The organism is Phycisphaerales bacterium AB-hyl4, assembly GCA_041821185.1.
Taxonomy (GTDB): domain Bacteria; phylum Planctomycetota; class Phycisphaerae; order Phycisphaerales; family Phycisphaeraceae; genus Natronomicrosphaera; species Natronomicrosphaera hydrolytica.
Map to the genome: position 1 here is coordinate 321,524 of JBGUBD010000001.1, position 26,346 is coordinate 347,869.

21 protein-coding genes and 1 tRNA gene are annotated in these 26,346 nt (G+C 61.9%); 14 read left to right on the plus strand and 8 right to left on the minus strand.

Going from position 1 to position 26,346, the window contains the following annotated elements; all coding sequences use genetic code 11:
- Positions 1-33: 33 nt before the first annotated feature.
- Positions 34-975 carry an alpha/beta hydrolase gene (locus ACERK3_01325; protein ID MFA9476924.1) on the plus strand — a complete coding sequence of 314 codons (942 nt, stop codon included), beginning with the start codon at positions 34-36 and terminating at the stop codon, positions 973-975.
- A 345-nt stretch (positions 976-1,320) separates the two neighbouring features.
- Positions 1,321-1,773 carry an 8-oxo-dGTP diphosphatase MutT gene (gene mutT / locus ACERK3_01330; protein ID MFA9476925.1) on the plus strand — a complete coding sequence of 151 codons (453 nt, stop codon included), beginning with the start codon at positions 1,321-1,323 and terminating at the stop codon, positions 1,771-1,773.
- Here mutT and ACERK3_01335 read toward each other — a convergent pair.
- The 4 genes from ACERK3_01335 to ACERK3_01350 all read right to left on the minus strand — a co-directional run bounded on the left by ACERK3_01335 (position 1,764) and on the right by ACERK3_01350 (position 6,619).
- Entirely contained in the window at positions 1,764-2,225 is a 462-nt protein-coding gene (locus ACERK3_01335; GenBank protein ID MFA9476926.1) for a DoxX family protein, read from the minus strand. The genes mutT and ACERK3_01335 overlap by 10 nt on opposite strands.
- A 78-nt stretch (positions 2,226-2,303) precedes the next feature.
- Positions 2,304-2,735, minus strand: a complete 432-nt coding sequence (locus ACERK3_01340) for a DoxX family protein (protein ID MFA9476927.1) — start codon at positions 2,733-2,735, stop codon at positions 2,304-2,306.
- A 102-nt stretch (positions 2,736-2,837) separates the two neighbouring features.
- Positions 2,838-5,612, minus strand: coding sequence for a hypothetical protein (locus ACERK3_01345; protein MFA9476928.1), 2,775 nt, complete (start codon positions 5,610-5,612; stop codon positions 2,838-2,840).
- A gap of 80 nt (positions 5,613-5,692) precedes the next feature.
- Positions 5,693-6,619: an AAA family ATPase gene (locus tag ACERK3_01350; protein MFA9476929.1), complete on the minus strand. Its 927-nt coding sequence runs from the start codon at positions 6,617-6,619 to the stop codon at positions 5,693-5,695.
- 864 nt (positions 6,620-7,483) lie between these two features.
- Here ACERK3_01350 and ACERK3_01355 point away from each other — a divergent pair.
- A complete protein-coding gene (locus ACERK3_01355) occupies positions 7,484-9,142 on the plus strand; it encodes a S26 family signal peptidase (protein ID MFA9476930.1) in 1,659 nt (552 codons plus the stop codon).
- A 1,224-nt stretch (positions 9,143-10,366) separates the two neighbouring features.
- On the opposite strand, the gene ACERK3_01360 is transcribed toward ACERK3_01355, so the two are convergent.
- On the minus strand, positions 10,367-10,852 hold the full coding sequence (locus ACERK3_01360) for a division/cell wall cluster transcriptional repressor MraZ (protein MFA9476931.1): 486 nt from the start codon (positions 10,850-10,852) through the stop codon (positions 10,367-10,369).
- Positions 10,853-11,244: 392 nt separating this feature from the next.
- On the opposite strand from ACERK3_01360, the gene ACERK3_01365 reads away from it, so the two are divergent.
- Positions 11,245-11,733, plus strand: a complete 489-nt coding sequence (locus tag ACERK3_01365) for an NYN domain-containing protein (GenBank protein MFA9476932.1) — start codon at positions 11,245-11,247, stop codon at positions 11,731-11,733.
- 135 nt (positions 11,734-11,868) lie between these two features.
- The gene (locus ACERK3_01370; GenBank protein ID MFA9476933.1) at positions 11,869-12,078 is read left to right on the plus strand and encodes a hypothetical protein; all 210 of its coding nucleotides are present in this window, start codon (positions 11,869-11,871) and stop codon (positions 12,076-12,078) included.
- Between the two features lie 108 nt (positions 12,079-12,186).
- Here the strand turns inward: ACERK3_01370 and ACERK3_01375 are convergent, their stop codons facing one another.
- On the minus strand, positions 12,187-13,239 hold the full coding sequence (locus ACERK3_01375; protein MFA9476934.1) for a M42 family metallopeptidase: 1,053 nt from the start codon (positions 13,237-13,239) through the stop codon (positions 12,187-12,189).
- 129 nt (positions 13,240-13,368) lie between these two features.
- On the opposite strand from ACERK3_01375, the gene guaB reads away from it, so the two are divergent.
- From guaB to ACERK3_01420, 9 genes are all read left to right on the plus strand, one after another.
- Positions 13,369-14,850, plus strand: a complete 1,482-nt coding sequence (gene guaB / locus ACERK3_01380) for an IMP dehydrogenase (GenBank protein MFA9476935.1) — start codon at positions 13,369-13,371, stop codon at positions 14,848-14,850.
- A 93-nt stretch (positions 14,851-14,943) separates the two neighbouring features.
- Positions 14,944-15,017: transfer RNA gene (locus ACERK3_01385), tRNA-Ile, on the plus strand.
- A 114-nt stretch (positions 15,018-15,131) separates the two neighbouring features.
- On the plus strand, positions 15,132-16,457 hold the full coding sequence (locus ACERK3_01390; protein MFA9476936.1) for a tyrosine-type recombinase/integrase: 1,326 nt from the start codon (positions 15,132-15,134) through the stop codon (positions 16,455-16,457).
- A 154-nt stretch (positions 16,458-16,611) separates the two neighbouring features.
- Complete coding sequence (locus tag ACERK3_01395; GenBank protein MFA9476937.1) at positions 16,612-17,193, plus strand: hypothetical protein; 582 nt, start codon at positions 16,612-16,614, stop codon at positions 17,191-17,193.
- Between the two features lie 133 nt (positions 17,194-17,326).
- Positions 17,327-17,506, plus strand: a complete 180-nt coding sequence (locus tag ACERK3_01400) for a hypothetical protein (protein ID MFA9476938.1) — start codon at positions 17,327-17,329, stop codon at positions 17,504-17,506.
- A gap of 21 nt (positions 17,507-17,527) precedes the next feature.
- A complete protein-coding gene (locus ACERK3_01405; GenBank protein MFA9476939.1) occupies positions 17,528-18,226 on the plus strand; it encodes a hypothetical protein in 699 nt (232 codons plus the stop codon).
- 745 nt (positions 18,227-18,971) lie between these two features.
- Complete coding sequence (locus ACERK3_01410; GenBank protein MFA9476940.1) at positions 18,972-19,391, plus strand: hypothetical protein; 420 nt, start codon at positions 18,972-18,974, stop codon at positions 19,389-19,391.
- The gene (locus ACERK3_01415) at positions 19,366-19,530 is read left to right on the plus strand and encodes a hypothetical protein (GenBank protein ID MFA9476941.1); all 165 of its coding nucleotides are present in this window, start codon (positions 19,366-19,368) and stop codon (positions 19,528-19,530) included. The genes ACERK3_01410 and ACERK3_01415 overlap by 26 nt, the downstream gene beginning before the upstream one ends.
- A 164-nt stretch (positions 19,531-19,694) precedes the next feature.
- Positions 19,695-20,885 (plus strand): hypothetical protein, encoded by a 1,191-nt coding sequence (locus tag ACERK3_01420; GenBank protein ID MFA9476942.1) that lies wholly within the window; start codon positions 19,695-19,697, stop codon positions 20,883-20,885.
- Between the two features lie 78 nt (positions 20,886-20,963).
- Here ACERK3_01420 and ACERK3_01425 read toward each other — a convergent pair whose 3' ends face one another.
- On the minus strand, positions 20,964-22,256 hold the full coding sequence (locus ACERK3_01425) for an McrC family protein (GenBank protein ID MFA9476943.1): 1,293 nt from the start codon (positions 22,254-22,256) through the stop codon (positions 20,964-20,966).
- A complete protein-coding gene (locus ACERK3_01430; GenBank protein MFA9476944.1) occupies positions 22,256-26,053 on the minus strand; it encodes an MrcB family domain-containing protein in 3,798 nt (1,265 codons plus the stop codon). Before ACERK3_01430 ends, ACERK3_01425 begins: the two co-directional genes overlap by 1 nt.
- Positions 26,054-26,346 lie beyond the last annotated feature (293 nt).

Here is a 26,346-nt window from a genome sequence, read left to right on the forward strand (position 1 = left end):
ATTCCCCGCGTCCGGGTACAACACTGCATCGTTATGACCGAAACTGACAACCCACCCAGCCCTGGCAAAGCTCAACACCAAGCGCCGGCCAAAGCGCCGTGGCTCGCCCGCAAGCTCGGCCGCGCGGCGCTGCGCTTCAGCGGCTACCCGGGCAGGGGCATCATCGGCGCGGTACGCCGCAAGCAGGCCAAAGAGCGCGGCGGCCGGGCGTTTAAAGTCAAAACCGACGACGGCGTCGAGCTCGACGCCTGGTTCAGCCCCGCTGACCCACGTGCGAAACACGCGGACGCCGACGGCCCGCCACGCCTGCCGATCTTCATGCTCCACGGCTGGGTCGAGGTCAAAGAGTTTCACTTCCCCCGCGCCTGGTGCCTCAATCATCAGGGACACGACGTCATCCTCTTCGACCATCGCGCCCACGGCCGAAGCTCGGGCGAATTCGCCACCTTCGGCGTCCGCGAACGACATGACCTGCGACAGGTCATCGACACGGCCATCGAACAAAAACTCATCGCCGACCATCGCGTCATCACGCTTGGCTTTTCCATGGGCGCGTCGACCGTGCTGCAACACGCGCCGACCGACGAGCGCGTCGCCGGCGTGATCGCTTTCGCACCCTTCGTCAACTTCCGCGAAGCGATCCGCTCGTTCCGCTTCAAACTCGCGCCGTGGATCGACGACAAATGGCTGATGCGCGGCTTTGAAGCAGCAGCAACACACGATGCCGGCTTTGATCTGGATGAAGCGACGACGCTCGACGCGGTCAAGCAGATCGCGGTGCCGGTGTTGATGATCGAAGGCACGCTTGATTCAAATTTGCCGCCGCGCTGGCATACGCAGAAGCTCGCTGCGGAGAAGAAGCAAGGCCCGTTAGAGGTGATCACGATCGATGAAGCGACGCATGTTTCGCTTTGCCGACGAACGTGGCCGGGGCTAAATGAAAAGATCGCAGCATTTTGTGCGCGCTTGCGATGAGGGTGATGATGCTTCGCGACGCGTGCGACGTGGGTAAAAAAAACCTCCGCCACAGGGCTCCGATCCTGTGGGCGGAGGCGCGCCACGGCATTCGAGATTGTCAGAGCCTGGCCTCGCGACCCGGCGGCATCTATCGTATCGGCTCGTTTCGCGACGTGTCAACGAAGCGGGTCGCGGATTCGCGAAAAGTCTCAAATACATATTATGCAAACATTTATGCTACGATTTAGCCCCCTGTCAGGTATGTTTGCCGGCTGGGAGCGTGCAAATAGCGGAAAATTGATTTTTTTGAAATAAGCCCGTCCAAACAAAGTGCTTAAAGGCTTTTTTCGGAAAGGGGAGACCGTGGTCGAGGCGATTGAAGTGGCGGTTGGCGTGCTCGCGGAGCGGGGGGCGGACGGGGTGTGGCAGGTGTTGATCGCCCGTCGGCCGCACGACGGTGTGCTCGGCGGGTACTGGGAGTTCCCCGGCGGCAAGTGCGAAGCCGACGAAACGCTGCGGCAGTGTGTCGTTCGCGAGTTTGAGGAAGAGCTCGCGCTCCAGGTCGCGGTGACGCAAACGCTCACGCACATCGAGCACAGTTACGACCACGGCTACATCCGTCTGCACGCCTATCTTTGCGAACACGTCGCGGGCGAGCCGAAGGCGATCGCCGTCACCGAGTTTCGCTGGGTGAACGTCGACACGCTGCCGACCTATCGCTTTCCGCCGGCCAACGACGCCCTGCTCGACCGCATCCGCGTGGTGCTCAGCGAGGATGAAGGCAATGATGTGGTTGAGGCCGACGCTCAGTCGTGATGCACCCGTGGTCGTGCATCGCTGCGCAGGAAGCGGTCGATACCGAAGCGGCCCGAGCCGATGAAGAGAAACTGCAGGCAGAGGAACCAGAACAACAGCGCCAGTTCATAGCCTCGGAACGGGTCTTCGCGGACGACGACGTGCGAGTAGACCGCGACGGTCATCGTGCAGAGGATGAAGAACGCGGAGAGGCGGGTGAGCAGGCCCAGCGCCAGCAGCAGTCCGCCGACGAACTCGGAGAGCGCCGCCGCCCAGCCGAACAGCGTGGGCATGGGGAAGCTGAGGCGTGCCGCGCGTTCGGCGATCTCTTCCGTCGGAGCGGTGACCTTGCCCAGGCCGTGCGCCAGCGCCATCGCCAGACCGGTGAAAATGCGGACAGCGGTCAACACCAGGTCCGCCACGATCGCGTTCGGCAACCAGCCGCCGAACAACAGCCAACGTAAGAACCGCATTTGACGCCTTTCAGGGGTTGAAGAAGCCCACGGCCGGCGGCCGTGGGCGTTCGGTGCATGGCCGTCACTTTGTAAGCACTACCGCAGCCAGCGGTCGACGCCGAAGCGGCCCGCGCCGAACACGACATACTGCAACGCGAGCATCCAGAAGAGGAACGCCAGTTCCCAACCCTGCACAAACGGATCGCCCCATCGAAACGCGTGCGCGTAGATCGCCACGCTCATCGTGACCAGGATCAGGAACGCCGCCGGCCGAGTGAGCAGGCCGACCGCCAGCAGAATGCCGCCGCCGAATTCCGACAAGGCCGCCATCCACCCCGCCAGCGTCGGCAGCGGGAATCCCAGGCTTTCCGAAACGCCGATGATCCCGGATGGGTCTTTAACCTTGCCCCATCCATGCCCCAGCGCGATCGACAGGCCCGTCCCGATGCGCACCGCCGTCAGCACCGCATCGCCGACCGTAATCGGCGGCGTCAACCCACCCAGCAACAACCAGCGTAAAGCTTTCATACCACAGTTCCTTTTTTCTTCTGTTTAAAAACACGCCCGCCGCCGCACCACGACATCAGCCGCGTGGCGGCGGGGTTTGATTCAACGGTCACACGATTGATTTCATTCCACGTCCGCTTCCGTCGGCCGTACATCTTTCATCTGGAGCAACTGGTTCAGGATCGCCGGCCCGTTCGCTTCGCGGACGCCCACGCGAACCGGCCGACCCTCTTCCATGCCTTCGTTGACACCTTGAAAGCGGAACCGCCGTACCACCGACTCACCCGGCGCAAGCCGAGCGACGATCCGCTCCTGCCGCGGATGATCCCGCAGATTCGCAAACACGTAAAGCGCAAGCACCGCCTCGCCCGTGTTCGTCAGGATGCAGGTCGCCACCGCGTCGAACTTACCCTCCTGATCGCCAGGCTCGATCGTCAACGTCGCATCGAACGCCACGTCGCTGAGGCCCAGCTCCATCGGCGCGCCCATGTCGACCTCGTACTGACGGTCAGCGGTGAAGTCGAACCGCGCTTCGAGCCGCTTGGGGCCCGCCACTTCGACAATGGGGAACTGCATTTCGATCGGCAGCCGAAGCGTCTCGCCCGCCGCGATGGAAAAGTGATGCCGCGCCGGCGAGATCCGCCAACCCTCCGGGCCGACCATCTGCAAATGGCCGCTGATCGTGCGTGGCCAGGGGTTGGTCAACTCAAGCGTTCGTTGATGCGGCTCCTGCCTCGACTCGACAAACGGCTCGGTCACGCGGTAGCTCGCCCGAAACAGCGCCAGCTCCGGGTCGATGCCTTCAATAAACCGTGGCGTGCGAGCCAGCTCAACGACATGTCGGCCGTCCTGCCGCGACACGCCCTGCCGATTGCCCCACACGTCCGCGACCGTCGGCTCGCCGCCGAGGTCCATGTGCAACCGGCCTTCGCTGGCGGGCGCCTGTTCGTTCCATGCCACGAGCATGCCGCCGGCTGGTCCGTCGAGGATCAGGCAGCGCAACCCTTCGCCGATCGGCAGCTCACCGACCACCCGCCGACCCGCCAGCCGATGCGCTACATTGCGATACACCCCCAGCAGCGGGTCCGGCAACAACTCCGGCTCGCGCGCCGCCGAGCCCGTCCAAGGCCGCGACAACGCCAACCCGCCCGGCTGCTCGGCCCAGGCGTACACCATCCGCAACGCAAGGTCCGTCACACGATGCCGATGCGCCACCTCGTCCGCCGGCCGCGAGCGAAGCACGAGCAGACCCGATCGACCATGCTCGCCCCAACCTTCGAGATGATCCGCCAACCGTTCGGCCGCAATGCCCGGCGGCACGTCATACACAAACGTACTCGACGCCGAAACATCTTCACGCACCATCTGCTCAAGCGACCAGGGCAACACCAGCCGCGGCCGCGGCGCAAGCGCGAGAAACTGCCGCTCGATCCGCTCAAGCAACCGCGGCAACTCCGGCTCGTAAAACGCTTCCGCCTGCGTCGGCGTGCCCAGATGCCAACGCTGCACCCGCGGGCCATGCCGCAGCAGCACCGGCGTCAGGTAAGGCAACCACGCTTCCTCGTCATACGCGAATACCTCCAACGCCCGATCGAGGTGGTTGTCCGTCCGCTCAAGCAATTCCGTCGGCAGCGGATGCAGCGAGATGCCAAGGTCCTGTTGCCCCGGCGCCATCGACTGCACCAGTTCGTCCAGCAGCTCGACGCGGTCGTCGATGTTCAGGCGCGTCGTCTCGCGATCCCACGCACTGACAACCGCTCGACGAAGCCCCGCCTCGGTCAACAAACGCGGCAGCATACGCATCTGCCTCGCCGACACGTCCTCCGCCAGCAGGCTGAACCGCGACGCATCTTCGCTGAGCATCGACTGCTCGTCCGGCATCCACAAAAACGCCCCCACCGTTCGCGCGATCGGCTCGTCGCGGCCCACCGGCGAACCGCCCGCGTCCGCCGGGTCGCGATCGTGCACGATCAGATCAATCAAATACCAACCATAGCCCGGCAGTTCCGGCTCCCACGTCCATCGCGGCGGCGCACCGTCGCCGACCTGCAACTGCCTTTCATCCACCGCTGCGCCAAGGTGGTCATACACCGTCATCCGTGCCTGCATCCGCCTGCCGGTCAGGTCGCGCACCGTCGCCGACAGTCGCGGCGACTGCGAGCCGGTGATCAGATTCGTACGGCTTTGCGTGCCGACCTCCAAATGCGGAATCTGCCAGATCGTGATGTCGTCAAACCATGCCGTGCCGCGCACGTCCGGGAGCACGATCTGCTGCCCGCGCAACGGATGGTCCACGTTCGGCGTCGGCTGCCGCAGCTCCAGCTCCATGCCGATCCACGCCGCGTCGGGGTGCTCGCCGGTGAGGTGCACCGTCACCGGCAGCCACGCGTCGTTGCTGCGGATCGCCGGGCTGCGATACACGCTGGCGTCAATCCGCTCGCCGTCGGCGTCGATGAAGTAGGCCGTCACATACGCGCCCGCCCGTTCGAGATGACCCGTGCGGACATGAGCGATGATCATGTAATCGCTGCCCGGCACGGCCGGCAGTGTGCCCACCTCCAGATACGCCCCGGCGTTGCCGCCGTCGAGCCCGAGGTAAAAGCTGTGCTCGCCCGCGATGGCGTGACGGGTGTCGAACCGGATCTGCGTATGCCGGGGATAGCCGAGTCGGCCGATCAGCTCGCGATGCAGCGGCTGCCGGTGAAAGCCCGGCTCGGGCGTCTGGGCCGACCTGCCGATCGGGTACCAGTGCATGGGCATCTCTTCGAAGTTGCCCAGCTGGCGCTCTTCAAAGTCAAAGCGATGCACCAGCCGCTGCGGGCGCACGACCGCACTCTGGGCCAACAGTTCCGCACCGATGGCCGCCAGCAGCAACGTCGCGAGGATGTGCCACTTCATCAATCCCACGCAACTGTTATCGGGTCTGCGAGGGGTGAATGGTTAGAAGAAAAGAAGCCAACCCATCACGGCAGATCGGCTCACACGGGCGATGGCACGGTCTCAAGCAACTGCTGCATGACCTGCTGGCTGGACGAGCCGTCCGCGTCGTGCATGTACGTTTTCGTGATCACCCGGTGTGCGAACACGGGCACGACGTTGGAGGTGATGTCGTCAGGCACGACGTAGTCGCGTTTGTGCATCATGGCGGTGGCTTTGCACGCATGAATCAACGCCAGCGTGCCGCGCGGCGAGACGCCGATCTGCAACTGCTCGTTGTTCCGCGTCGCGTTGGCAATCTGCACGATGTAGTCGACCAACGCCGGGTCGACCTCCACCTCGTTGACCTTGTTCTGCAACTCAACCAGGTCCTCCGCGGTCATCACCGGCTTCAGCTCGCGAAGCGCGGTCCGCAGCGGGTCGACGGTCGCGATGCGGGCCTCGTCGTCCGGGCTCGGATAGCCCAGGCAGACGCGCATCAGGAAGCGGTCCAGCTGCGACTCGGGCAGAAAATACGTGCCCTCGAACTCAAAGGGGTTTTGCGTGGCGATGACGATGAACGGCTGCACGAGGCGACGCGTGTGGCCGTCGATCGACACCTGCCCCTCGTTCATCGCTTCCAGCAGGGCCGACTGCGTCCGCGGCGTGGTGCGGTTGATTTCGTCAGCGAGCACGATGTTGTTGAAAATCGGACCCGGCTTGAACGTGAACTCACCCTTTTTCTGATCCCACACGGTGACGCCAAGCACGTCGGCGGGCAACAGGTCGGGCGTGAGCTGAATGCGGGCCATCGAGCAATCGAGACTGCGGGCCAGCGACGTCGCGAGCATCGTCTTACCGACGCCGGGCACGTCTTCGATGAGAATGTGTCCCCCGGCGAGCAGACAGGTGATCACCTTGTCGATGGCCTGCTGGTTGCCAATGAAGCACTTCTGAATATTGGTCCGCAGGCGTTCGAGTCTTTGCATGGGGCCGAAGTATACCGCGCCAAGCCTTCACGCGCGAGGCTTCCGGATGACGCGAAATCAACGCGCAAAAAACAGACCCGTCCCATCTTGGCGGAAAGCGGGGCGGGCCTGAAACGGAAAGCGGAGTGTAAAAGGCGGGAGAGACGAGACGCACGGTGAAAGCCGGGTGGGGGTGGTGTAAATAATGCTTCCAGAGTCGCCTCCATCTCTCCCGGCCAGCCAGGAGCATGAAGTTGTGCCGCGTCATGTAGCCGCCTTTTTCGGCCGTCCCGCGACACCGACAACATTATCTTATAAAAAGACCTTCTTGTCAACTGATAAGGATTGAAATTTTTCGCCGCGCCGAAATCGACGCTTGTTACGCGAGCTGCAATCCGACTTGGCCACGCCATCGCATCCGTGCTTTGCACGGAAAGAGCCAACGCATCTAATCGCTCATGACGCCAAGACGCCAGAAAGAAAGGCAAGCCACGAAGGCACGAAGGGGATGAAGGAGGCACGAAGGGGGAAGCAAGAATTAGAAGGAAGGGGGATGACTGGGAGGGGCAGGTGTTCAGGAACCTATTGCACACTTCCCTGCCTTTACCAAAAAAACCTCTGCCTTTCTTCGTGTTCTTTTCGTGTCCTTCGTGTCTTCGTGGCAAGAACGATTTGCTGTCCTTGGCGTCTTGGCGTTAAAAATCGAACGACTAAATATGCGATCGCCCTGAGGCAAGCGCTGCCCTCCTGAGGCAAGCGCTGCCCTATTGTTGCACCACCGTTGGTTGCGATTGACTGGACCTTTCCGCGGCTCGCGCCCGCGGCGGCGGATCAGCCGATAGAATGTCCGCGACTCGCAGTATCCCTACCAAAGAGGCCGATCGCTTGAGCAAGCCCGCCACACCGACAACCCAACACACGCCTCGGCGTCGAGGCGAGGAATCGATCAAAGAAACCTTTGAAGCGATCGCGATCGCCTTCATCCTCGCGTTCGTGTTCCGCGCGTTTGTCGTCGAGGCGTTCGTCATTCCCACCGGCTCGATGGCCCCCACGCTGCTCGGCCAGCACCTGCGCGTGCCCTGCCAGCAGTGCGGCCACCGCTTCGCAACCGACGTGCCCGACCGCCGCGGCGAGCAGCGCACCGCCATCCCGCTGCGCTCGCGGACGGGCATCACCTGCCCCATGTGCCGCTTCACCAACCACCTGCCCCAGGGCACTCGGCCGAGCTCGGGCGACCGCATCCTCGTCCAGAAGTACATCTACAACGTCCGCTCGCCACAGCGATGGGACGTCGCGGTGTTCAAAAACCCGCAGCAGCCGGAGGTGAACTTCATCAAACGGCTGGTCGGCCTGCCCAACGAAGCGGTGCACCTGTTCGAGGGCAACGTCTACACCGCCCCACTCGACGACAGCGGCAACCCGGTCGAAAGCGGCTGGCGGATCGCTCGCAAGTCCGATCGGCCCGACGTGCAGCGGGCCGTATGGCAGCCGATTTATCACAGCCAGTACATCCCGCTGGACGAGGGCGACCCCGCCCGCAACCAGCTTCGCGATCGGCGTTGGCGCACGCCCTGGGTGGCGGAAGGCCCGCGGCAGGACGCATGGCAGATCGACAACCGCCGAAGCTATCGCTTCGACAGCGACCGCGACGGCCGAGTCCGCTTCGACTTCTCGCGTGGCGGCGACGATGAGACCGCCGGCCTATATCCCTACAACCAGCATCGCGCGTGGATTGACCCCGAACCGATGGAAGACATCCGCCTCGCCGTCGGCGTCGAGCCGGACCAGGCAGGCCTGCGCATCGCACTGACCACCACCGCCCGCCTCCACGACGGCCAGCATCAGGACACCGAACTCGGGGCCGAGCAGCTGACCGCGACACTCGATGAGACAGGTGAGCTTCGCCTCACCGCAGGCGACCTGGAGACGGGCGAGATTCGCGCGGAGCTCGATCGCGTGCAGGTTCGTCCGCTTCGGCCCGGCCGAACGACGCGGCTGGAACTGTGGTATGTCGACCAGGAAGCCAGCGTCTGGATCGACGGCCGACGTGTGCTCCAACGTCGCTTCGACCCGCCGATGGACGTGCTTCGCGAGCGCCCCGGGCCGCTGGATCGCCCGGAGACGTTGCACATCTCCGTCGCCGGAAGCCCCGTGACGTTGCACCAGGTGGAACTCGACCGCGACCTCTACTACTCGACGCTCAGCGGCGCTGACCAGCGGCGGGCACGCGGCGCGATGGTTCGGCTGGGCGATCGCGTGGCCGGCTGGCGTCGGCCGTTGATCATCCGCGATAACGAGTATTTCCCCGTCGGCGACAACGGACCACAAAGCGACGACGGCCGATTCTGGCAACACGTCGACGAAACCATCGCCGAGCAATACTTCGCCGACCGCCTCGCCGACGGCGAAGATGCCGCCGGCCTCGTCCCGGAAGAGCTGATGATGGGCCGAGCGTTCTTCGTCTACTTCCCCGCCCCCTACCCCTGGCAGGCCGGCGGCAGGCAGATCGTGCCCAACTTCGGCGACATGCGGATGATTCGCTGACGCGGCCCTCAGCGGTTTACCGACCGTAAATATCCGGCGATATGCTGGTTAACACCCCCCGGCAAGCCCGGCTTTTCCACACCGCCACTGCTGGACAGACCATCCGCAACCGCCCGGCCGCGCGGTGCCCCACGACCGCCTGGCGCTAAAGCCCCACAAGGCGTCAAACACCACCGGAAACGCGGTTTACGCCATGAACGGCGCTCCCGCCCGCGTCCCGGCCGTCACGCCGTTCACACGGTTTTCCGCATCCCGCCGAGCCAACCATTCGGACGCGAATCGTCTCCACCATTTTGATCAACAGGTTTTCCACATCACCCACGGCCGACCTCGGGGCCACCGGCCCTTTGCCCGACTGCCCCTCGATCGGGATCGAATCCGAAGATCGCTATATGTCCTGCCCCGGTCTTACTATCCGGTAATTCCCGATAGCAGCGATCGGTGCTCCACGACGGCTGATGATTGAGGCCGGCGCCGATCGACGATCCGCTGAAGCCATAAAAAAACCATGCCCCGCGGATAGGATTCCGGGGGGCATGGCGGAGGAGAAAGAAGCAAAGTTGTGCGAAACCAGTCCCCGACAGCCGGGTCATCAATCAGCCGGGCAAGCCAGCGTTAGACCGTCAAACAACCTGAGTGGAAGCCCCTCAAACGATGAACGACTGTTCACGCCGACGCTTGGTCGGCCTCTCTCGGTCGCGGCTCGGCATAGCGAACCGCCCGGAAGATCGTTCAAATCGTTACGACCCGAACCTTCTTTAGCCTAACATCGGATGGTGGGTTTGGAAAGCTTGATAAACTGGGTAACTTTTTCGTTCCGCCACGCCCATGCAAAAAGGTGGCTGAAAACCAGGTCCAGGAGGCCCGTAACCTCCCCGCCGCAGACCAGAACGGCCTGCGGCCAGCGTCTACACAAGACAGCGAAGGTGCCACCTCGTTCATTGACGTTGCCGGCGGTAACACGGAAGCCTGGGTCCAAAGCGTCCGATCACTGATGCCTGCCAGCGCCGAGTTCCGGGCATCCCATCCATGGGCCACCCAAAGTCGGCATCCGTCAACCAACGGCGGCGGCAGCGAGTCCGTTCGACCTTCGCTGACGCTTTCGGCCCCCGTTGCCGGGAGCCTGCCTTACAAAATGGATCGGCCCTGTTGCTGGCCCGCGCCGTCGGCGATCCTTGCCGACGCTGCGTAGCCTGGCCAATCCCTTGCGACCTTCCGACGTCGCTAAGTCGCGCTCGTCCGCGGCGATCGCATCGCCCGACGAGGATTCATCAACATCTGCGGTTGGCTCTTGAGCATCTGCTGCACATACTCTTGCCAACTCTGCCGGTCCCGTACTTCCAGGTGATCCTTCACGCCGAGAAGCACAACTTCCGCCCCAAGACCAGCCTGCTTCAACAAGTTGTCCGGCAGACGCACACGCCCCTGCCGATCCAACTCCACCCGCCTCGCGAGCGAAAACAGCAGCCGCTCGTAGGCCAGCAAGTCTCCTGCCTCAAGCTCGGAATCATCCAGTTCCCGTGCTCGCTGCTCGAAGCCCTGCTCGGTGTAGAGGCTCAACGCCTGATCATCACCCAAAGTCACGTAGAGATAGACCGAGTCGCCTTCCGCTGCTCCGACTGACCGCTGAATCTGTCCGCGGATGTCAGCCGGTATGGCAAGGCGATTCTTCTTGTCAATCGCGTGTTCATACGTGCCCGTGAAAACCAAGTGTCACCTCGTGCGGATGGGATAGTAACCCACTCCGCCCCACTACGCAACACATTTTGCCCCACTGCCCCCCACTTTCTGCCACCCGCCAAAGGCCGGTTTGCTTTAAGTATCGATTTGCCCAATAGAAAACGAATCCGCTACGGGCTTACCACGACCTTCAAGTTTTTCACGCAAGGTCCGAGAACGCGAACCAACGTGGATAACTCGCTTTTCAGCCGACCGAATAGGAGCAAATATGGTCGTAGATAATGCTGTCCATCCACATTTAGCCGCGGGCCTTGGCCCGCGCGTAACGGTTCAACACACCAAAGAGCGCGGCACAAACACCGCAACTGAATGTTGCAGGCGCGGCGATGCGTTGTCGGACTAAGATGTGAAGTCGTGACGCCATGCTTTTGATTGATGCTTACAACGTGCTGCACACGACGATGCCGCCCGCGCTGGCCGGGCTGGACGCAGCAGGCCTCTGCCTCGCGCTGGCGCGTACGCCGTGGCGTGAGCAATCGATCAAGGTCGTCTGCGATGGTCAGCCGGGCCCGCTGGGCTTGCTCGACTCCCCTACCGACGCGGTGGAGCTGCTCTACTCCGGCGTGAACCGCACTGCCGACGCGGTCATCATCGACCACGTCAACCACCACACCGCGCCGCGTCGGCTGACCGTTGTCAGCTCCGACCACGAGATCCGCAAAGCCGCCCGCCGCCGCCGAGCCACCACCTGGACCAGCGAGCAGTTCATCCACCAGCTTGTCGAAGCCCTCCGCCAGGGCAACCACCCCACCGTCGGCCCCGAAAAACCCACCGGCACACTCGACGACGCCCAGACACGCAACTGGCTCAAAGCCTTCGGCTACAAACCCGAAGACAACACCTCCACCTGACGCCGACTGCATCGCGACGCCGTCTCACTACCGAAATGACACCGGTTCTCACTGGATTTCCGCACGTACCAATCACAGAATGAAACGTTGGGCAACGCGTTATGCAACGCCAACCACTTGCGAAAGGAACCGGCCATGTACGAACTGCACGACGGACAATGCGGCCTGTGCTCACACTTCGGCGAGCAACACCCCCAGAACGAAAAGCTCGTCACCATCCGCATCAAGGGCGAAGGCCCGGAAGACTACATCGACGAATGTCACCACCCCCGCCACGAAAGCCTGCACCTGAAGGTCACACCCATCAGTGGATGTGATGGCTTCGAACCCGCCCAGGCCGCGTGAACCACCGCCAGAGGACAACCCACCAACACGCGAGGCCGTGCAGCTTAAGCTGCACGGCCTTTTTAACGTGAATCACCCTGTTTTCCCTCTCACTCCCCATCCTCAGCTTCACACCTGCTCCAGATACCCCGCAAGCAGATCACGACAGGCGTAAAGGTCATCCAGGTGCACCATCTCCGTCACCGTATGAATGTAGCGCGTCGGACATGACAGCGTCATCGTCCGCCGACCGCGCCCGGCCCGCTGCATCGTGCCCGCGTCCGTCCCGCCTCGCGCGAGGATCGACCGTTGATGCTTGATCTTTTTCTTCTTCGCCACCTGCTCGAATGCGTCCAGCACATCCACGTCTGCGATCGACGCCGAGTCCATGACGGTCAGTCCCGCGCCGGCCCCCTGCTCGGTCACGCGCTGCTCGTTCGGCACGCCGGGCGTGTCCACACACAACGTCGTGTCCACTGCGATGCCGATGTCCGGCTGAAGCTCATACGCGGCAGTGCCCGCGCCGCGCAGGCCCACCTCTTCCTGCACGGTGAACACCGCCTGCACTTCGCAGTCGTGATGCTCCAACTGCTCCAGCGCCCGGAGCACGATCCAGCAGGCCACGCGGTTATCCAGACATTGCGACACCGCAGTAGCGCCCACCTCGATCAACGCTGATCGCAGTACGACCATGTCGCCGATCTTCACCTGCTTCCTCACCTCGTCGCCCGGCAAGCCCAGGTCGACGACGAACTCTTCGATGTCGGGCACCTTCTTGCGATCCTCATCGCTGGCGATGTGAATCGGCTTGCCCGCCGGGTTGAGTACGCCGGGCAAGTCCTTCGCCGGATCTTTCAGATCCGGGCAGACCGTGACCAGCCGAGCGAAGAGGTTGCGGGTATCGAACCCGCCCACGGGGTTGAGGCGGATGAACCCGCGCTCGTCGACATACTTCACGAGGAAGCCGATCTGATCCATGTGCGCCGCGAGCATGACCCGCGTCGGCTGCTTCGCCGGCTTGCCCTTGCTCGGCCGAGGCTTGCGGATCGCAATCACCGACCCCAGCGCATCGACCCGCACCTCGTCCACCAGGCTCGCCACGCGCTCGCGCACCAGCTCGCGCATTCGATGTTCACGTCCGGGCACCGCCGCCGCCTCGACCAGTTCTTTGAGTAGTTCCATAACGTCGAAATCTACCTGCCGCGCCTATGATGAGCAATTCCCCCCACCCACCGCAAGGCAGTGCACCTTAAGGTGCACTGCCCCACCCTTGACCTTGACGAAATTCCCATGATCCGGTAACAGTGTGCCATGGAAGCCAAAATTATCACCGACGGCATCACCTTCGACGACGTCCTGCTCATCCCCGCCCGCAGCGACGTGGTTCCCACCCAGACCGACGTGTCCACCCAGCTGACGCGCCGCATCCGCCTGAACATCCCCATTCTCTCCTCTCCGATGGATACCGTAACTGAGGCGGCGCTGGCCATTGCGCTCGCACAGGAAGGCGGCCTCGGCGTCGTCCACAAGAACCTCGACGCCGACGAACAGGTCCGCGAGGTCATCAAGGTTAAACGCTCGGCCAACGGCATCATCACCGACCCGGTGACCCTGGCCCCCGACGTGCCCGCCGCCCGCGTTCGCCAGCTCATGCGCGAGCAGAACATCTCCGGCGTGCCCATCACCGTCGACGGCAAGCCCAACAGCGAAGTCGTCGGCATCATCACCCGCCGCGACATGATGTTCCTCACCGACGACGAGACCCCGCTGCATCAGGTGATGAGCAAAGACCGCCTCATCACCGCGCCGCCCACCACCACCCTCGAACAGGCCGAGGCCATCCTCAACAAAAACAAGGTCGAGAAGCTGCTGCTCGTTGATAACAACATGCAGCTCACCGGCCTGATCACGATGCGCGACATCGCCAAGCTTGAGCAGTTCCCCCTCGCCTGCCGCGACGATCGTGGCAGGCTGCGTGTGGGCGCTGCCGTGGGCGTCAACCAGCTCGACCGTGTCGATGCACTGATCAAAGCGGAAGTCGACCTGATCGTCGTCGACTCGGCGCATGGCCATAGCAGCAACGTCATCGAGACGGTCAAAGCCATCAAAGCCCGCTACGACATTGACGTGATCGCGGGCAACATCGCCACCGAGCAAGGCGCTCGCGACCTCATCGCCGCCGGCGCGGATGCGATCAAGGTCGGCATCGGGCCCGGGTCGATCTGCACCACCCGCGTCGTGACCGGCGTGGGCATGCCGCAGGTCTCCGCCATCTTCAACGCCTGCCGCGCCGCCGACGCAGAAGGCGTCCCCGTCATCGCCGACGGCGGCATCCGCCAGAGTGGTGACATCGCCAAAGCCATCGCCGCCGGGGCGTCGGCCGTGATGCTCGGCTCACTGTTCGCCGGCCTCGACGAAGCGCCCGGCGAAACCATCATCCACATGGGCCGACGCTACAAAACCTACCGCGGCATGGGCAGCCAGGGCGCCATGATGCAAGGCTCCGCCGACCGCTACGGCCAGTCCGGCGTCAAAGAACGCGGCAAGCTCGTCCCCGAAGGCGTCGAAGGCCGAGTCCCCTACCGCGGCCCGCTCGGCGACTTCGTCTACCAACTCGTCGGCGGCCTGCGAGCCGGCATGGGCTACTGCGGTGCCCACACCGTCCCCGACTTACGCGAACACGCCCGCTTCGTCCGCGTCAGCGGCGCGAGTCTGGTCGAGTCACACCCACACGACATCACGATCACGCGTGAAGCCCCGAACTATTCCGTGGAGGTTCGCGTGGACGAGTAAGCTAGCCGTCTGCAGGGTGTAGCCATCAGGCGTGCCGGACCAAGGTTTGCTTGGCTGGATTGTCCCCGTTATGATTACGCCCCGCCCGTAACCGGGCTCGTAGCTCAGCTGGTCAGAGCGCACCCCTGATAAGGGTGAGGTCGCAAGTTCGAATCTTGCCGGGCCCATTAACATAAGTCAGGCTGAAAGCGAAAGTTTCGCTTACCCGTCGTTCGACGGCGCGGCCGTAACCCGAAGGCAAAAACGTACCCATGGGTACGTTGCACCGAAGGGAACGAGCCGTGGCCGCTTCAACATCAAAACTCCCGAAATTACGTCGCCAGAAGGAAAAAGGCCGCGCTGACCGTGCGTTCGTCATGCTCGATGACTGCAAGGTCTGGTGCGGACGCTGGGGCACGGAGGAGGCCCAGCAACGTTATGACCGCGCTATCGCCGAATGGCTGGCCGCCGGCCGGCGGCGCGCCGTCCAAGCCGCTGAGCAGGTGACCGTGACCGTCCTGGTCGACAGGTTCCTCACACACGCAGACCGTCATTATGTGCATTCGGACGGCACACCAACCAGCAAACACTCTGACTACCGCCAGACTATCAAACCGCTGCTCGCCCTTTACGCGGACCTGCCAGCCACAGAGTTCTCCCCCCGCTGCCTGCGGGCCGTTCGCCAGCGAATGGTCACGGCCGGATTGGCCCGCAACACAATCAACCAGCGCATCCGACTGATCCGGCACATTTTCAAATGGGCAGCCGCTTGGGAGCTGGTCTGCCCCGACGTGCCGGCTGCTCTAGCAATGGTCGAGGGGCTGCAGATGCACCGTAGCGACGCTCCCGAGACGGAACCAGTCACGCCCGTTGCCGACGAACTGCTGAATGCGGCGTTGCCGCACCTGACGCCAACGCTTCAGGCGATGGTCCGACTTCAGCGAGTGACCGGAATGCGGCCGGATGAGGTTTGCTCGATGATGGGCGGCGAAGTCGACGTATCGGGCGAGGTCTGGGAATACCGCCCCAAGAGCCACAAGACAGCCTGGCGAAGTCGTACGCGGACCGTCTTCATCGGCCCGGAAGGCCAGAAAGCCCTTCGTCCGTACATGAAAACTGATCCCACCGCACCGATTTTCAGCCCCCGACAGAGCGAAAGGGAGCGGCGTGAGGCAATGCGGTCAGCCCGCAAGACCCCGGCGAGTTGCGGCAATGGACCGGGCGATAATTGCCAAGCTACACCTCGTCGTCAGGCTGCCGCACGATGGACAACGCAGAGCTACGGTCGTGCGATTCAGTACGCTTGTGACAGCGCTTTTCCTCCACCTGCTGACCTCCAACGTCGACGTGTGCCTACCACCGGTCGCAAGGCTGAGCGATGGGAGACACGTACCGAATGGCATGACCGCTTACGGAGTGAGAAACGCCTGGACGAACTGAAGCGGTGGCAGAAGGATCATCGTTGGGCCCCGAACCAACTCCGCCACGCGTATGCGACGGAAGTCCGGCAAAAGCACGGCCTGGAAGCTGCGCAGGTTCTTCTCGGCCATGCACGAGCAGATGTAACCCAGTTGTATGCCGAGCGCGACGTGGATCGCGCCCGGCAGGTAGCGAGGCAGGTGGGATAAGGCCATGTGCCAGACCTTGGGCGACCGTGAGTCCGTGGGGCAGAATAGAACGCAGGCGCCCCGAATCCGTCCAGGGCGTGATCGACCAACTTCGCTGGCGCCGACCGTGACCGCTCGTCCGCAGCATTGGCGAAAATGCGAAAGGAACCCTCGGATGCTCAACATTCCCCAGATCCAGGATCAACTCGTGGTCATGCGGCTGGTCGCCGGCCGCGATGCACAGAGCATTGCCGAAAAGTGGTCCCAAGCGATGGAATTCGGCGAAGCCTTAGCGGCAGCCATCGACGCCGGAGCGTTCAGCGGTCCAGCCTATGCCCCGATCAGGGACAAGATCGAGCGACCAATGCAACTCCGCGCCTATGAGGTGGCACTCAGTCGACTGGCCCGCTGGCTCGATCCCAGCGGCCGGTTCCACGGAAAATTCGCTCCAATCATCCACACAATCGAAGAGCAGATCGCAGGCCAGTGCGACGATGAGAACTGGGCGAAAACAGCTGCCGAGACGGCAAGCAGCCAAGCTTCTGAATCGCAGACACTGGAAGCTCCCACGCGGCCGAGCGTTGCTCACGCTCGCGTCAATTGGGAGACAGCCCAAGCGGAAGCGGAGCGAATCGTGCGTGACCGAGGCGGTCACTGGCCTGGGCTCAACGCGTTGGCGCGGGAGATCGGGTGCGCCAAGGGCACAATTCTCAAAGCGATTCGGCATTCGACTTACCTGCAAGCCTGTGCGCCCTGATGCGGTTTTGTGCCGCATCCGTTGGTTCCGGCGGGCATATCGTCGACCGCTGTGACCGATGAAGCTGCATTGTGCAACAGACAACGTGTTCGCTTCAATGTTCCCATCCGGTCTCGCTGTGACTGCGCCCCGCATGCACGGCAACACGATCCAGTTCGTGCCGACAGGCTCGCGCGTGACCGCGCTGGCGCCGACGTCGTCCGGTCACGATGGCCCGATCGACGGTACTGACGTGGCGATTTCGTTGCCACTTTGCGCCAACCTTGAGCAAATCCGTCACAATCAAAACGGACGCCATAGGTCGAGCAGCTGACGCGGCCGTGAAGGAAAAATCATGTACAAGCTTGAGCTGGACCTGCACTTGTACTTTGACCCGCCGATGGAGGACCGGGGAGGGGGCATCGTGGTCACGCGGACGATTGAGTTGCCGTTCGCCCCGTCGCCAGGCCTGATGGTCTACGGTCAGGATCTGGACGAGTGCCCGGAACCCGGTGGTTGGCCACTGAAAGATCTGACGTGGGATATCGACCGCGAGGTCTTCCTGGCTACAACCTCGCTCAGCAGTCACGGCATGCCCATGGCCATGATCCCCGACGTGCTGCAGGGCTGGCTCGCTCGCGGTTGGCGGCTGGGGAGCTACATGGAAACGTACCCGGAACCCGACGACGACGCCGAGGAAGCGCCGGACCCTGCGGCGGCGGACGAGGAGGACCTGGAGGATGAAATGGATCGCTGGCCCAGCCTGCCGCCTTCCAAGCGTCCGAAGGCGTTCAATCGGCTGATGCGGACCTTGGTGCGGGCGATGTCCGAGCGGTACAACAACCTGGCCGTGGCGTACGCCATGGATCAAACAAAGCGGTATTTTGACGAGCACCAGCTGAAGCAGGATACGTCGCGGGCTGCTGAGCGGTGGCGGCAGGCCACGCGGGCGTTCGAGGAGTTGCCACCCGAACAGCAGTCGGCGTGGCAGGAGCATGTGGAGAACCACTATCCGCGGCTGGATCGACTCGTGAAGGAACACGAAGGGTGGTGAGCCGATGCCGCAGGTGGTCATCGGCGCCACGTCGGTTTGCATGAGCGTAGGCGGTCGGTGGTCGCCCACTACCGGTCAAACCCTTGCCACGCCGTCATCTCAATGGCGTGAGAGCCATGTCCCGCACGGCGTGACCGATGAAGCTGCTTTCTGTAGCCGACGGCCTGTTCGCTTCGCCATGTGCTTGTGACCGGCCTGCAACCGCATCCCGAAAGCCCCGCCGTATACTCCAATTCATGCCATTCGGCAGTCTCGTGACCGCTTCACTGCCAGGCCCGGCGCGGTCACGATCGCCAGAATGACCTTGTGAGATGAGCGATTTCATGACCACTTTGCGCCAACCTTGGGAAAATCCGTCACATTCCGATTGATCCAGAAATCGCGCAGCACAGTACGGTGTCGCGGCTTCACAGCCGCATTGACAGGGCCGTGACGGATTCGTGCCGCTCTGAGTTAAGCCGGCAGAAACCCAATGTTCTGCCACATTGTTTGCGATCCATTTCACAGCGTGGACGCAACGGAAGTGCGGTCAGAATATTCGTAGGGTTCCGGTGGAAAAAGTGGCAATTGCATCATATCCCTTTGCATTTTTTTATCCCTTTGCGAAGCATGCTGAGGCATCAATCACCGGCCTTCGTCGTGTCCTTGGCCTCCGTTCGGTCCTGTTCTTTCGGCAAATCTGCTGAAACTTGTCGGTCCTGACCGTGAGACTCTGTTCAAAGGTAGGCGATGTGAAGCCCAAGGATTGGGGGTCGGAGCCTATGCCTATTACCGGCGCATTGTCGAAGCCCAGAGAGGCCGGCTGTTCGACCGCATGATCAAGGTCACGAGGCTCAAGCCCGGCGCGGATGATCTGGTGAAAGAGTTGGAGGCTGCAAAGCAGGAAACGCAGTTCGAGAAGTCGATTCGGGGCATCAAGCATGCACTACCTGATAGCCTGCTGATCAATGGGCACAACCCGCTGCTGTTGCTTCACAACGCCTTGAGCGAAGGCCTTCATGCTGAATCGGACGAAGATTGCCTATCCTTGGCCCACGACATCCGTGTCGTTCTGACCGCAGTGGCGGAGCGGATGGCCGAGGCACTGCGTGAGGACGCGGAACTTCAGGCGTCGGTTGGACGGCTGATGCAGCCAAAGGGTGGCGAACAACGCAGCGTTCATTGAGAAACATGCGGGTGTCGGCGGGGACTTCCTGCGCGACGATGCCGAAGGGCACTTCCGGGACGAGCATTCCACGTACGACTGGGTCATCGAAGGGCTGCTGAGGCGCACGGGCTTCACGATCGAGCACAAGCAGATGTAGCCGGGCGTGACCGGCACGTACCGGTGCACATCCCGTGACCACAGTTGATCGAGGCATGGAACGGTGCGCCTGCCCGCCCGCCTCCGCCCCGCTCGTTGAGCAACGCGCCCCTGTTCGGCATGATGATGCAAGGAATATCATCGTCATGCACGGAGATGCACTCCATGTCCAACAGCGATCCCACGGAACGGTTCAAGGACATTCCCGCCCTGATGAACCCCACGACGCCGGCCCTGCGGCGGCTGCGGGCTCGGCTTGAGGGTAGAGCCATCGTGATCCCGCGCGAGTTGAAGCGGAAGAAAGGGCGCAGCGCGGCGAAAACTGCTGAGGAGAGGCGGAAGAATTCAGAAGCCCACGCCCGTCGCCGCGCTGCCCAGCGGGTCCAGGTGCCACTGAAACTGGTCGATCCGCATCCACTCATTGAGGAGACACGTCGTGCGTTCGAGGGCGCAACGCCGGAGAAGGACGGCATCATGCGGCCGGCGAAGGTACGCCGCTTGGACATCGAAGCGAGCGAGGCACAGCTTGACCGGGCGCTGCTCATCTTCGACACGCTGATCAAGGCACTCGAGCAGCGGGGTTTGACCATCGAGATCGCCAAGCGCAAGCCACGCTGCACGCGGATCACGGTCGCCGGCAGACAGCTGACTTTCAGCCTCACAGAGCTCCCGGATAAGAAGCCGCACAAGCTCACGGCGGAAGAGAAGCGGCGGGAGAAGGAAGATCGGTGGCGCTTCTCGCGCGACGAACCACCGCAGTGGGATTACTTCCCTTCCGGAAAGCTTCGCCTGCGGCTGGAAGGCGTGCCGGAGGTCCGCGGCTGCTGGAGCGATGGCATGCGGTACCTGGTGGAGGATTGCCTGCACCATTTCCTCAAAGCAGTGGACGCGGCACCGCACCGTCTGACGCTGGACCAGCTTATGGATACGCTGGACGATCAGGACGATGCGCTGCGGGCGCGTCGGCGCGAGTTCGTTGAGATGCGGAACAATCGTCTGAAATGGTTGCGCGAGCTTCGTGCCAAGCGGAAGAAGCGAAAGCGCAAAGCCGAGCTGGCTCGCCTTCGTCAGCTGGAAAAGGAATTCACCCGATGGCAGCAGGCAGAGGCGCTTCGTGCCTACGCCAGTTATCGCGAGATGGCCGCCACGTCGGAAGGTGCTCCACTGCCGCCTCGCAGCGAGCTTGGGAAGTGGTTGCGATGGGTGCGTCGTTATGCGGACCGCCTGGATCCGAGCAAGCCGGAAGCCGGTGAACCGCTTGAGCTGCCCAAAGAGCCGGCGCCGAGCGCGCCGCCAGCCGATCATTATCGAGAGGCTGTCATGCATCAGCGGCCGTACTGGTTCTACCGTCGATGACATGGCCGCTTGGCAAGGGAGCAGGTCGGCTGCGAAACCGTCGGCAGGCCTGCCATGCGTCCGAGTTGACGCATGCTTTTAGGCAAGAGCCGCCTGTAGCTCATCAACGAACCGTCCATTATTGGCTGCGAGGTCGACACTCAGGTCGATGAATGCGATCTTGATTTGCCGTTCATGCGCGTCGTGAGCGATCCGGTAGCACTTCGGTGAAACGCCGGACACGGCTGGATAGAGCAGGATGCTCAGTGGACACTGGTACTGCTGAGCGTAGGCGAAAAGCTGGTAGATGTCCGCTTGTGAAACGCCATTCCGCGCGTCCTCCGCATCTGTCCTGAGCCGCTTCCACTTGGTATCGAGGATCAGCTGGGGCAATCTCCCCGCTCCTTTGACCACCACGTCGGGAATGAGTCGGAACCGTCCCTGGTCCGTCGAGGTACGGAGCAGCCAACGGCGGTCGCCGTGGGCCTGAAGTCGCACCTGACGGCGATCAAATCCGAGGCTATCGGCGTGACGCCGGATCATTCGGCCGACGAATTCCTCGAACAACTGATCCATCGCAAACAGCAACGTGAAACTCGACAACTCACCCGCTGTTGGCGCGGGCGAACGATTAGAGAGCACGAGTCGACAGAAGTCCACCAAATGCTCGAAACGTTGGGAATTCCGGCTCAAATGAACCTGCTCGAAGTGGTGGTTGTCGATTCGCTGCGCGTCCACCTGCTCCATCTCGATAAGCGCTTCCTGAAGCAGCTGCCGCGTCCGCGTGACGCGCGTCAGGCTCACCAGTCGCATGCAGGTCGCCTTCAAAATGCGGTTAATCAGGTTATCCGGCAAGAACTCGTCAAATGCGACCCACATCCGATCACGGCGGGCGACATTGGCCCGCAGATGCTGCGTGAGCAAAAGCTTTCCCTTCAGCCGATGACCATTCTCCTCACGTCGGACATAGTCGTGATGGAGACCGCGCCGCAGCTCATCCACCAGTGCCCGGGCGAAGATCGCAATCAGCGCTTCCAGCAGTGACATCCGTTGCACGCGAAGCGCCGCCAGGTGGCGTTCCCGAATTGGTAGACAACGTGTCACCGCGAGCATGTAGAGCAGGTTGTGACGAGCCCGCTGCGGAGGTATCTCGCCGTCGTTGGTCATGTCGTTGACCTGCTCGATCTTCGGCAGAATTTCGACCGTCAGCCCCGGTACCTGAACCACCCCCACGTGGTTCAGTGCCCGAATTGTGTCCATGGCAGACCAGTCAAAGATGTGCTCGCCCGAACCGGCGGCATGGCTTCGGTCAAGCCGCTCCAGGCGCTGCAGCCGGGTAGCGCCGATCTGCTCCCGCGGGATCTTCTGGTACTCGGTGATGGTGAGGTGCATCAGAGATTGGCCAGGAGTTGCGCGGATTTAACGGGCCTTCCGGTGACGCCGTGGAAGTAAGGCTCAAGCGTCTCCTCATCAGTCGCCTGACAAAAATCGCTGCTGACATGACAGCGAACACGATTCTCCATGTCACTCAAATCCCCATCCAGCAGGTCATCGGCCGAGAGCAACTCCGTCTGAATGATCGGCGTCACCTGCTTTACCTTCCCCGTTTCCGAATCGTATGGACACCCCAGTACCGCGCACACCTTGGCCCAGTCTTCATAGAAATACTCCTGCAGCAGCGGAATGACCGTTGAAACGAAGACGTCGCGCAGGTCCGCCAGCGTCTGCACGCCCAGCAGGTATGAGTGTCCGATTTGGTGATCCCGATCAAAGAGCAGTTCGATCCGGCGGTTGATCGTTTCGAGTACCTTCGCCACATCCACGTCACCGATGCGACCATTATCGCCGACTAGATGTCGGATGACTCCGAGTTCAGGCATCATCTCGCGAAAGACGAATCGCCGGCGAAGGGCGACGTCGAGGAAGGCGATGGAGCGATCGGCGGTGTTCATAGTCCCGAGCACATGCAGGTTGGCCGGAACGCCAAAGCTGTCGCCGGAGTAAGGCAGCGTGATCTTGAGCTCATTTGGTTCACCAAGACGTTTGTCCGGTTCCAATAAGGTGATGAGTTCGCCCAGAATCTTGGAAATGTTGCCGCGGTTGATTTCGTCGATGATCAGGACGTACGGAAGAACCTGGTTGGCACCGTTATCCTTCGCAGAGAGCATGTCACGCAGGGCGTCAAGCTTGAGTGACTGGTGATTCAAGCGGTGAATGGTGCGTTGAGAAAACACCTTGGTACTGATCTTTTCACGTGGCAGACTTTCGTCACACACAACCAGCCACTCGACGGGACGCATCTGACGATAGCTCTCGCGGTCCTCGTTCTGGAGAAATTGATAATCGCCGGCGATTCGTCCGATGGCGCGAAACTTAAAATTTCCATCTGAGATCACGACCAGGTCGCCGATCTTCATCTGATGTTTCAAGGCGTGGACGAGAGAAGCTGATGTTTTGAGCCGCTTTGGATGGCCATACTCTTTCAAATGCAGCTGATGGACGGCCGAACGGGAATTGCATTTGGAGAAATCAATGTCGTCGCCGTAGCCCAGTAGGATGTAGTTGTTCTCCAGGCACTCGTCGTAGATTGCGGATTGCTCCGGGTCCGCCGTGTTACCCAGCGACATCTTCCATACCGCCACTTTCGCAGGGTCGACATTGACCTGTTTACGCGGACGTGAAATGTGGGACTTTGCCAGATTGCACATTTTCTTGAACACGCCATCTCGGCATTGATAGCGAATGTCACCCCCTTCCGAATTCTCGTCGTCGCTGACCTCAGCCTCAGCGTCCTCGATCGCCGGGCTGATCCCCTCCATGAAGTCCTCATAACCGTAGGATTGGTGGAAGGTGACAAAACCGATACGACCATCCTCCTGGAGGCGGCGAAACCGATTCAGCACCTGGTCATGCTCGTCTGGAAGCTGGCCATCGCACAGTCGTACGGCTTCACGGACCGCGTTGTACGTCTTGCCTGTGCCAGGCGGCCCATACAGCACGAGATTGAGGTGGTTGGTCGATGACATAGTAACCCTCTTCGGTTTCCTGCCGATCATGGTCTCTCGAAGCTGTTCCCAGTTGGGGTAGCCACCGGCACCATTTTTGACGATGTAGAACGAAATGTGCACATGCATCAGATCCGTAAACGGCAATGCATGTTTCTCTTTGAGTAGGGCCAAGGCCACTCTGTAAAGGGCGGTTGCATGTTCAATCCGCTCTGCCGGATCGGCTACCACGGCTTCGGGGCCCAGCAATGCCAACGCAGCAGCTCGATAGACCTCGGGCTTGCAGAAAGCGTGCTCCGCTGGATTGCTCATCGCGAGCAGATAACTGACGATGGTGCCATTGAAGCCGATTTTGCGTCCATCGCCCCCTTTCCGAAAACCACCCCAATCAAGGAAATGCCGGATCCGCTCGACGACCGGGTCATCCCCGTGAAGCAAGTCCAAGAGATGTGTGCGCGCTTCGGCCGCATCGACCTGAGCCAGAAATTCGACCGGGTGCAAGTGCTCATATTGTGAGAGCAGATTGGCGCTGGCCTTAATTGCCTCTGTGACATGCCCGACCGCGTCCGCCTCCAAGGCTTCGCGCGTAAGGTGGGGCTGGGCCCGCGGGATCACCTGCTGGTGGTGATAGCCCTCGGCCTTCGTGTCGTCCAGCTTGCGTTTATCAATCAGCCATGGCCGAATCGTTTCCTTCGCCGCACGCGCAAGTAGCCCCTCGTCAAGTTTCACGTTCATATCAACTCCATCGCTCGGCCACCAGGTTTGTTGCAGGTGGTTGCGGATCGCCCCCAGCCGCGAGGGTGCCTGCAGTGTCTCCCAGAACGGCTGTCGAATCGAAATCTGTCGGATACGGCTTCGGAAGCCATCAGCGGAGAGCCCTGTTGAAGTGGTGATGATCTCTGCGCCTTGCTGGTATGACAACAACCAGAACGGTTCGCTCGACAAATGAAACGCCACCATCGCCGCTTGGGTGTCGGTGACCGTCTGGCCAAACTCCGCCATGCGCTCGCGAAAACGCCCGGCGAGCCAATCAAAGTCGATGCGATTGTGCGTCACCTCGCCGCTTTCGATGCCGGCCAGCACAACGTCGACCATGGCTGGCTTGTAGAGCTTTGGAGCACCGGTGCTGCGATCAACCCGCAGCGATCCCAAGTAGTCTCGTAGCAGAGATGCGGCATCGTCGGGATTGTTGATTAAGCGGGCCGAGGCACGGTCGGCCGTGAGGCCAGCGCACGGGGCCTGTAGGATCGCCGCCATCACGGCGCGGCTTCGGTTCAGCTGCTCGGCGAGGTCGCCAACGGGCATCGAGCCGCCCGCAGCCTGTAACCGCTTGATCGCTCCGCGGACGACCTTGGCGGTACAGACATCCTCGGTTGGTTCTGCTGTGCTCAGCCGGCGTATGGTGCACTTATCGTCACCGACATTCACCACTTCGTAGACCGCTCCACGCGGACTCGTGAAAAGATTTCGTTCGGCCTGGTACTCCCGCATCAAGGCGAAAAAATCTTTGCTCGCCTGTGCGGGCGGAATGGGATCCGCCTTTTGATGATGGTCCACCCAACGCCGGTACCATGTCAGCACCTGCGTCAGATCATCAGTCAGCTCGTCCGCACGCGCTTCAACCTCGTCTGCTGGTACGAAACGCTCCAATACCAAGCCGTCGGCACAAGCCCGGGCGAAGCCAGCAGCCGGTTGAACCGTAGGGCGAGGTTGGGGGCCGGTGGCCAGCCAGAATCGACCGAAATCCTCCCCCGTATCCAGTTGATTCTCCATTTCGGCAACCAGCTGCCCGACCAGCTCCGACCGATCTTGTTTCTGACTGCCCGTAGCCGAAATGCCGAAGCCGAGGCGAATCCCCGGTTTGCCGGTCGGCGAGCCGGTGGTCTGATCCTGCATCAGATGGATCACGACGTAGGCGCCCTTGCTGGCTTGGGTCGTCTCCCGTTCATCGAAGATCGCCACCCAGGGCAGGCTCGCCCACTGCCCCTTGCCGCAGGATGCGTCCGCCTTCCAATACGGACTCGGCACCAAGGCGTCAGCAAGAGATGCCGCGTCCTCAGCCAAGCGTCGTGCGAGGCGCACCTGCTCCGTATCGCCCGACAGAACTTCCGGCCGACTTGGGATAATGTCCAAGAGCCGTTTGGCTGTGGACCAGAAATGCTTTTCGTTTGAACCCTCGGTCACCTCGTCCCCCCTGTACGCAGTCATTCAGATGGGTTTCCGTTGGGAGTCTCCCAAGGCGCGATGCATTTACCAGTATGCCTACGATCGCTCGTGCTGTCCATCGCTGCGCGCGCCAAGCCAACATTGGAACGTTTGATACATGTCATGGACGCAATATCCAATGTGGTCGTAACTCGCAGGAATCGTAGTCGGTAAAGGTGCGGCGGCAAGAGTCCGCGTCCGCCTCAGCTGTTCAGGAGTAGTTGGGCACGGCCACCCTCAATCACCGTTGATCACCTTTGCTGCGTTACCGG